This window comes from Accumulibacter sp. (genome assembly GCF_029255125.1).
Classification (GTDB): domain Bacteria; phylum Pseudomonadota; class Gammaproteobacteria; order Burkholderiales; family Rhodocyclaceae; genus Accumulibacter.
Genome location: NZ_JAPUVR010000075.1, coordinates 1 through 8,984 on the forward strand (window position 1 = coordinate 1; position 8,984 = coordinate 8,984).

At 64.4% G+C, this 8,984-nt stretch carries 5 protein-coding genes; 2 read left to right on the plus strand and 3 right to left on the minus strand.

Annotated features, from left to right (window positions below):
* Positions 1-1,027: 1,027 nt before the first annotated feature.
* Positions 1,028-3,079: an NDP-sugar synthase gene (locus Q1L59_RS03705; protein ID WP_300328200.1), complete on the plus strand. Its 2,052-nt coding sequence runs from the start codon at positions 1,028-1,030 to the stop codon at positions 3,077-3,079.
* Positions 3,080-3,089: 10 nt separating this feature from the next.
* Positions 3,090-3,734 carry a PIG-L family deacetylase gene (locus tag Q1L59_RS03710; protein WP_300328203.1) on the plus strand — a complete coding sequence of 215 codons (645 nt, stop codon included), beginning with the start codon at positions 3,090-3,092 and terminating at the stop codon, positions 3,732-3,734.
* A 276-nt stretch (positions 3,735-4,010) separates the two neighbouring features.
* On the opposite strand, the gene Q1L59_RS03715 is transcribed toward Q1L59_RS03710, so the two are convergent.
* Genes Q1L59_RS03715 through Q1L59_RS03725 form a run of 3 tightly spaced genes read right to left on the minus strand, consistent with a single transcriptional unit; the run spans position 4,011 to position 8,802 of the window.
* On the minus strand, positions 4,011-5,438 hold the full coding sequence (locus Q1L59_RS03715; protein ID WP_300328206.1) for a DUF3999 family protein: 1,428 nt from the start codon (positions 5,436-5,438) through the stop codon (positions 4,011-4,013).
* Positions 5,431-8,253, minus strand: coding sequence for a DUF2339 domain-containing protein (locus Q1L59_RS03720; RefSeq protein ID WP_300328209.1), 2,823 nt, complete (start codon positions 8,251-8,253; stop codon positions 5,431-5,433). The genes Q1L59_RS03715 and Q1L59_RS03720 overlap by 8 nt, the downstream gene beginning before the upstream one ends.
* 51 nt (positions 8,254-8,304) lie before the next feature.
* Entirely contained in the window at positions 8,305-8,802 is a 498-nt protein-coding gene (locus Q1L59_RS03725) for an MEKHLA domain-containing protein (protein ID WP_300328212.1), read from the minus strand.
* Between the last annotated feature and the right edge of the window lie 182 nt (positions 8,803-8,984).

An 8,984-nucleotide genomic window follows, 5' to 3' on the forward strand; every position in this document is an offset into this window, starting at 1 on the left:
AATGCGGGCGCCAGGCGCGCGGGTGCTCCGCCACGCGGCGAGGGCGGCCGCGGTGTCGGCCAGTTGCGGGTCGGCAAGGGGAAGGGATGAGGCCATCAGCAGGGCTCCGGATCGGAAGGGAGGGGGCCCCTACGCTACCAGACGCCGTCAGGGATTTCACGCAGGGTTGCCGAAAGGACACTCCAGTTCGGACTGCACTTTGGACGTGTATCCGCCGAGCAGGCAGGCCATCAGGCGGGGAAAACTGAGGAAGCCGGTTCGCGAGAAAGCCTTCTCCGTCAAACGCGACTGAATGAAAAAAGCTTGAGAAAAAAGGAAGTTAGAGAACGAGTCAACGACGTTGACATAAAGATCTCGGCATATAAAATCTTACCTCTGTATCAAGGGGATAGACATTCTGCCGGGTACCTGCCCGAGGTGCAACCGATTTGCCGGCCGCTGATGCAATTATGCCTATGGCGTGCTAGGTTTAGAGCATTGCTACCTGTACCCCTTGATGCGTACCATATCCGTCGCCCCAGCGTCGGCCACACGAGCCGCGGCTAAGGCAGTGGAAGGGCTCCGCGGATCAGCCGACGATGCCAAGCGCCTTCGGGGCCGTTTGCGATGGAAGCGTCTGGTGACTTTCCGATGGCACGGCTGCTTCGGCCACAAGCCCCGTCGGGCTCGATTCGTTTCCGACAAAGTCCGAGAAGGTCACAACCAACCGCGCCACCGGTCAACCGACCGGGAATCACACGGTTCGACCAATAGAGCAGCGTTTCCAGCAAAAAAAGGGCAGGCCGCTTCTGCTCTCCGCGTGGAACTCCGAAGTATAAGATGGGATTCATCAAGGTACCTTAGCGCCTTGCCTTTCGAGTCACCCGTGGCTATACTAATGTTCGTCCGCTCAACTACTCGCTGCAGGGGAAAGGTTTAATTGAGGACCGCTGTTGACCGCGAGTGGGGGATGTTAAGAGGATCGGCGTACACACTTCCTATTGCACGATGACAGACAAACGGCAGTTGCACACAAAGGAGATTTGACGTGCTGAACGTGATCATTCTGGCTGGCGGTAATGGCACTAGGTTGTTGGGTGACGAGTACCCCAAGGCGCTCATCCGGCTCGCACTCCCACCGGTCTTAGAAGTTCTGGTGGACAATGTGTTGGCCTTCGGTGGCGATACCCAGATCTATGTGGTCACGAGATCCAAATGGAGGCAGTTCTTTGATCCCTGGGTAGCCGGCTATAGAGGCCGTCTGAGTCAGCGATCCGCGCTGGATGGAGGGGATGCTTCGAGCAGGGTGCACATCTTGTACGAGGAGATCGACCTCGATGCGACCATCTTTGACGGTGCGACAGGAACGCTCGCCGCAGTCTACCGGTGCATGAGGAGGCTGGATACCGAGGGGAATCTGCGAGGCGGGGATCCCGTCTTGATTCTCTACGGAGACAACTACTTCGAGGGCTCGCTCGGCAAGTTTGCCGAGCAAGCCGTGGCGAGCCTGCGGGAACCGACATGTGTTCTGGTGAACGCTGCGTACAGACTGTCCGACTATCGGCTCGCCAAGCAACTTGGTGTCATTCGACAACAGCCGGGTTCGGATTTCAGGATCGCTGCGATTCTTGAGAAGCCTGAACGCCCGACGCCCGCCGATAGTCTCGCTAGCGCCGGCTGCTATGCATTGAAGTATGACCAGAAGGCGATCGAAGACTTCGTGAGAAGCCGTTCAAACGAGCAGCGCAACATTGACCTCGGCTACTACATTCAAGACGAGATAAAGAAGGGACGGATCGCAAAGTACTTCCCGCTCGTTGGCGCGTGGTTCGACACTGGTACGCCGCGCAATCTGATTCAAGCCGTCAAGCACTATGTGGAGCGACATGTCGACCGCGTCTTGACAGTACGGGACTTGGTTGATGTGCGCCGCGAATCACTGGCCGACAAGTGCTTTGTCGCGGTTCGCCATTCAAAGCTTGAGGTGTCCGACGGCGAGCTAAAAATCAACTTCCTTTCGTCGGATGCAGTCGATCGCAAAAAGGAGCCTGCTGATGTGGCCGGACCGGCTTTAGCGCTTCTGGCAAAGATCGTCAGCACACCGCGCGGGAAGCGCCAGCCGGAAATTGAGCACTTTCAGCGCCTCACTCAGCGCAATCCAGATTCATCGACGCCGCTGCATGCCGCCGACGAGAAATTGTATTTCTCTGGGGGCGTGCTCCTCTTCGACACTCGAGAACCCGCGGCTGCCTCTTTTAATACGAATCAGACGAGGATTCCACTTCAGCGACGTGACTTTGGAGCGCGCCGTGATCCAGATCGACTGACCATGCCGGCTGGTGGGCTTGACACTCTTAGCTTAGCCGACTGCTGCTACGCGGAGTTGCAAGAGGAGTTTATCTGCTACGTAGAGGACGAGGCTCATCGGCGGAGGATTCTTTATCTGGCGCCGCAGCGGACGGCTCCGCTTTCGCAGGAGGCTTTCGTTAGGCACATTGTCGAAAAGGGCCTGATGGTTCCCGGGATCGATCCTCATTCGCTACGTCTTGCCCAGGTGAGCGAGCACGCCCGAGACGCGCTCTTGTTAACCGAGCACGTCTTCGAGGTTGATCTCGCGAGAATCGCCCACGCGCACCCACAGGTCTGGAAACTGATTTTGTGCCTTGACGGCGAAGAGATTGAGTCAGGCTACTTCTTCGTCTCCTTGGATTTGGCCACTCAAACGCTTGAATGCAGGAAGGTTGCCGCGGCCAACATCGCGTATGTCCGCGGCAACGACACCTATGCCGTTGAACCGGCAGATAGGCTATTCGGACGGCTTGCGGGTATCGCTGACGGCGAAGGACTTGGGAGACTGCCATTAATCTTCGACGCCAATTCGCTGATTCCGTATCAGCGGCAGGTTGACGAGCTAAGTCGCGACGGGTTCGCTCGCCGCTTGTTGACCGGCCCGGATGTATTGCGTGTCTTGTGCGCGGGCGAGGCAGGAACTGGGCGCCTGAACTGCTTTAACGTCGCCGTTCCGGTCGCGGCAACGACAAAGACCGTTGCTGAGATACTTCAGTTTGTCAACGACTCAGGTCTGTTTTATACAGTTTGAGCTGTAGGCAATGCTGATCAATCTGGCGTCGCTGGAAGGCAAGACGGTTTTAGCGTTTTCCGCACATTGTGACGACGTCGCGATCGGCTGTGCTGGCTTGCTTCGTCGCATTATGCGCGACACGAAGGCAAAGGCGTGCCTCCGCGCGGTCACGTTTTGTGGTGGTGATGATTCAACACGCGGCGCGGAGGAACGACACGCGATGACGGCTCTTGGCTGCCAAGAACAGACAATTCTTAGCTTCCCGGATACGCAACTCCCGGAGAACTCCTTGTTGATCAAAAAGGAGATGCTGGATATTCGCGACAGGATTGGCGAGAGGGAGATTGGACTAATACTTTGCCCACGTCTTGAGGACCGGCATCAAGACCACCGGGCTGTGGCTGAAAACATCTGGCGTGTATTCCGGCTTGCGCTGATAGTTGAGTACGAGATAGCAAAGTATGAAGCTGATCTGGGTTCGCCGAACGTCTATGTACGCCTGGGAGGCGAAGATGCAGCATGGAAAGTGGAACTGTTACTAAGCGCTTATCCGAGCCGTAAGCGTCACCATTGGTGGTCAGCGGAGACGTTCTACGCACTGATGCGGTTGCGAGGCGTGGAGTGCAACTCGCCTTTCGCGGAGGGGATGTACTGCAGAAAGCTGGCCGTCTAGCGTAAGCGTCAAGCGCGCCACACGCCGAGACCGGCTCAGGTTGCCGCAAGCTTCCGGAGCAGCGTCAACTCGTCGACACGACGGCTGGGCCAAAGGGATCGGTCTCAGTAATCCTTCAGCCGGGCCATCGGCTCGGTGTTCTTCCGGCGGTTTCAGGCAGCAACCGAATCGCAGTGGCGTGCAGGCTGGACCGCAATCCAGCTCGGCGGCCTGGATATTCGCCAGCGGGCAGGGCAGGCCAGCGCAGATCTCGCCCGGCAGAGCACCCGGCGCCGTTCAGCTCGGGGGCGCTCCGCCGCGTGCGCTCGCCAGGCGCCAGACCATGACGGCCAGCAGCGCGACGCCGGCGAGCAGGACGGCCCAGAGCAGCCACGGGCGCAGTGCGGCGTTGCGTGCGTCGGTCTTGTCCTGCTGCGCGGCTTCCGGCAACTCGGCGAAGGTGCCGAGTCTGGCGACGCCAAAACGGACCCTTTCCTTGTCGGCTTCCGGTACCAGCGTCGGTAGCGGGAGCGCGCCAGGGCTGGCGCGTTCGGCGCCCGTTGCCAGCGTGTAGGGCGGCGTGCCCTGCGCCGCGAAGACGACGCTCACCAGCTCGGCGCGCACCTCGAGTCGGACTTCGCCGGCGGCCGGCGCGGTCGCACGTGCGTCGGGGAGCGCGCGCACGTAACGCAGGTCGCGGCGCACGACGAGCGGCGGCGAGCGGTCGGCGGCGACTCCGCCAGCGCGTTCGAGGCGATAGACCACCGTGCTGGTGATGGTCTGCCAGGGTTCGTCGAGCCGCTGGCGCGCCTGCACGCGCACCGGCAGGACGCGCGTTCCGGCGGGCAGCAGCAGTTCAAGCGTGGCCACCGGGAGGCGTGCAGCGAGATCGAAATGCAGCGCGCGCCGGGCGTCTTCGCCGGCGTACGCGCTGGCCGGCTCGGGGCTGCTTGCCAATACGAGCGAGGTGGCTGGATCGAGCGTCGTGTGCTGTTCGTCGGCATGCCCGGCTTGCGCGGCGCGCAGCTCGGGCGGCCTTGCTTCGGGTCGCCAGACGATGCGCACGAAGCGCTCGACCGACTCCGGTAGCGGCGCGTCGGGCTGCGTCAGCGCGCCGCTGGCGGCGGCGAGCGCGATCAACTGGCCGCTCCCGGCAGCGCGCCAGGTGCGCAGGTCGGCGCTGGTTTCGAGCTGATACGGCGCGCTGAACTCGCTCGGCCCAGTCCACTCGAAGCGCAGCGCGCGCGGCGCGGCTTCGCCCGGAGCGCGCTCGCCGAGGTCGACCAGCCAGCCAGGCGAGCGCTCGGCGGCGATCGGCGGCCCGCCGCGTTGGCGCAGCGTGAGGCGGCCGTCGGCCAGCGTCAGATCGACCGGCGCTAACCACTCGCCGCTTGCCGGGCGAGGTGGCAGGCGGTAGAGGACGGCCGCGCGCCACTGCTGGCGGGTGGTCGTCTGCTCCGGGCGCGGCGCGAGCAGCGCGAAAGGCACGCGCTCGCCACCGGCGTCGAGGATGCGCAGGTCGGCCAGGCCGGCTGACCGGCTGTTGGCATACACCTGCGGCGACAGCGGCAGGCGGACGAAGGGTGCCGCCTGCTCGACGATGATCGCGGCCCGATAGCGCTGTGGCAAGTCGTCGCTGGTGGTGCCGGCCAACGCGCTGCCGCGCGCGAGAAAAGTGGCAAGTATGGCAAGAATGGCAGGAACGCCGAGCAGCCGCTTATCCATCCTTCTTCTCCGGCGCCGGCAAGGGCGCGACATAGCCAATCACCAGCATCAAGCCGCCGGCCCCGATGAACGATACGACGCGCGTCAGCGTGCCGCTGCCCGCCAGGTCGAGGATGAGCAGTTTGAGCACAACAGCGGTGAGCAGCGCTGCACCCGCCATCCAGCGGTCGCGCAGGGCGCGCTGTGCGCCAAACCACATCAGCGCCAAAGCAGTTGCTGCCCACAACAAGGTGAAGCCCGTCTGCACAGCGAGCGAATCGATCCAGGCGGATAAGCGGAGCGGCACGTCGTCGTAGTGGTAGAAGCCGCGCACCAGCATCGCGTTCAGCCAGAAGAAAGCAGCGGCGCCGAGTGCTGCCGGCGCCAGTTTCGGTTCAGCGCGCAGCGCCTCGGCGGCGGCCGGGCAAAGGCTCCAGCGCCAGCCGGCGAAGAGGGCGATCGCCACACCAAGATCGAGCGGACTGAGCAGCGGCAGGTAAGGCAAAGGCTGCGCCGAACCATTCGAAGCGACGTTCGCGGCGAGCGTCCAGCCGAACAGCGCGACTGCGAGCACTGCTCCGGCGCTGCGTTGATAGGCGGCCGGTGCGGCGCTGGCCGGCCAGCGCCGGGCGAATGCCGGCTGCGGCAGGGCGAGCAGCAGCGCGGCGGGAGCGGCCAGCCAGCCGAGCCACGGCCAGGCGCTGCCGAGGTCGCCCAGGTCGCGCGTCAGTGCGCGGCCGACCAGCGCGCCGAGCGCGGCCAGGACAAGGAAGCCGATCGTATGCGCCTGGTGCGCGCCGCGCTCGCTCCAGTGCGCCGCGGCGTAGCGCAGCGCGGCAAGGTGTGCGGCGAGCGCGAGCAGCCACGCCCAGCCGCCATTCTTGATGAAGGGATTATCCTGGGTCAGCGCACTGACGCCGGCAGCCAGGAGCAGTGCCGGCGCCAAGCCGAGCAGCGGCCAGGCGACGCCGGGCCAATGCAGGCGGGCGGCGAGCAGCGTGAGCAGCAGCGCGAGCCCGGCCAGTCCGCTGATCGCCGCCGCCAGCCGCAGCTCGGGCGCCAGCAGCGCGTCGATGTGCAGCATGCCGACGCCCAGCGCGACCAGCAAGCCGCCGCCGACGAGTATCGGCTCGGGCGGCATCGTCACGCCGAATTTGCTCGCCGGGTGCTCGGTCGGCTGGGCTGCCTGCCGGCGAACGGCGAACGCAGCGAGCAGGGCGCCGGCGAACAGCATCAGTGCGCTGAGCATCGTCGTATTCAGCCAGCGTAGCGGCACGCCCGCCTGATGCGCCGCGCGGATCAGCACCAGTCCGGCGCCGAACAGCAGCAGGTAACCGAAGCTGCGCGTGAACCAGCGCTGTAGTCGAACGCCAAGCCATACCAGGCCGGCGCCTTCGAGCGCCCAGGCGCCGGCCGTGGCGTGCGCATCGAAGGCAAGCGGAATCACCAGCGTGAGGAAGACGGTGGCGATGGCGAGACAGCTTTCGAAGAGGACGCGCATCCGCGGGCTCGCGCGCAGGCAGTAGGCGAGCCAGATATAGAACGCCGCCAGGAGGAGTGCGGCGAAGGCGCTGCCGTAGCGCAGGTGGTGAACCAGACCGTGTTGCAGGACGAAGGTGATCGTCGGCAGACCGAACAGCAAGCTGCCGTTCAGCCACTGCTCGCTGATCGGTTCGTCTTCGTCGTCCGTGGCAGCAGAGCGCGCTGGGAGAATCAGGATGGCGATGAAGACGAGGAAGAAGGCGATCAAGAAAAACTGTGCCGAAACGTAGTACGCCGGCTGGTACGAAGTGGCGCCCCACAGGCTGCCGACGCCGCCGGTAAACGCGAAGCCGATCAGGTTCAGCGGGCGCCAGTTGCGGAACCAGGCAATCGCTGCGATGGCAAGATCGAGCACCAGGTAATAGGTGAACAGCGCCACGTGATTGCCGACGCCGGTGGACACGAGCAGCGGCGTCGCGAAGCCGCCGAGCGCGCCCACCACAGCCAGCGCTGGTGCTTCCTGCAACACCGCGAGCGCCGCCGCGAGCATGGCGACGATGGCCATCAGGACGAAGGCCGGTGCCATGGCGAGTACGCCGTACCAGCGGAAGGAGACGAACAGTGTCAAGTAGAGCACAGCAATTCCGCCGCCCTGCAGCACCTGCGCATAGCGCGGGCGACGCGTGCGCAGCCGCCAGCCGATCAGCGTGAGGACGATCGCGACCAGCGCATTTGCGCTCAGGCGCAACTCGACCGGTATCGTCACGCGTCCGGCCAGGTACTTGGCGAGGAAGGCGAGCCCGACGAACAGGATGGCGATGCCGACATAGATGATGGTATTGGCACCGAGAAGCGAGCGACTCTCGCCTGCGGCTTCGCCCGCATCGGTCGGTGGGGTCGTCGGACCGGCGGCCGGATGGCTCGCCGGGCGTGTTGCCCGCTCACCCGGCGCGAGCGTATCGGATTCGGCGGCGGCTGCCGCGCCCGCTGGTGTTGGGATGGGCGCAACGATCGGCGACGGTGCTGCAGAGGGCAAGGGTGGTGAAGGCGGTGACGCGGTCGCGAGTGGCGAGACCGGCGAGGCCAGCGCTGGCGCGGCAGCCGCCGCGGCCGTTGCAGGCTCGCGCGCCTGATCGCCCGCCGGTGTTGGCCCGACCTGGGATTGCCGATCCGCCGGCGGCGTTACGGCGCGCTCGGCGCGTTCGCCGAGCGCCTGCTCGAGCTGCGCGATGCGGCGCCCCTGACGTATGGCGCTCGCGACCAGCCAGCCGATCGTCGCGCCGAGCAGCGCTCCGATGCCCTCGTGTGTGCCCAGGCCAAGCAAGGCGCCAACGATCATCAGCAATATCACCATCTCCACCGTCCCCCAACATGGCGCGAAGTGCACATCGCGCGCTTTGCCCGCTCAGACAAGCGGAACCCAGGACGAGAAAGACGCCGCCTGGCCAATCACCGCGCTCCCCTCCGGGCTCAGATTCCACACCGTTGCACCGCTAATCCGGAAGCGTCGACCGCTGCGCGAAATGCGTACGCCGCCGTAATCCTCGATGAAACCCTGGCGCGTCACGCGTTCGAGCAAACGCTGGCGCTCGGCGCGCGAGGCAGCTTCCGCCGAGAGCCGCGAAGGCAGGCAGACGAGCTCGGCCCAGGGCATTTCGAAGAGCTCCTGCGCCAGGCGGTTGGCGTAGAAGAAAACCGGATCGGGCGCAGCATCGTGCGCCAGCACGACGAAGGGCGCATGGTAAAGCCGCCACGCCGGATCGCCGTCAGCCTCGGCGGGCAGCAGCGGCCGCTGCAACAGGCGCTGATGGCTGTCCAGGATCAGGCGCGCGCTTGCCGCCTGAAAGCGGTTGAGCGTTGCCGGTTCGCTGCGCTCGAAGCGTGTTGCTGCGCTGCTCGTCATGACCCGTTTTCCGATAGAGATCAAAAGGTCCGAGTATACGCAAAGTACCTTGCCTGGCCCTTACCCTTCGCCAGATCTCCGCTGGACACCGTAGCGGTTTTTCGTTATGGTTTCGCCTATGGATCTGGCGAAGCGGCTGTGGGAAGGTGATGCGCTGGAATACGTTCGGGAGATAGCCGCAC

Coding starts and splice junctions, on each gene's coding strand:
- Q1L59_RS03710 (WP_300328203.1), top strand. CDS start 3,090: ATGCTGATCAATCTGGCGTCGCTGGAAGGCAAGACGGTTTTAGCGTTT.
- Q1L59_RS03715 (WP_300328206.1), bottom strand. CDS start 5,438: ATGGATAAGCGGCTGCTCGGCGTTCCTGCCATTCTTGCCATACTTGCC.
- Q1L59_RS03720 (WP_300328209.1), bottom strand. CDS start 8,253: ATGGTGATATTGCTGATGATCGTTGGCGCCTTGCTTGGCCTGGGCACA.
- Q1L59_RS03725 (WP_300328212.1), bottom strand. CDS start 8,802: ATGACGAGCAGCGCAGCAACACGCTTCGAGCGCAGCGAACCGGCAACG.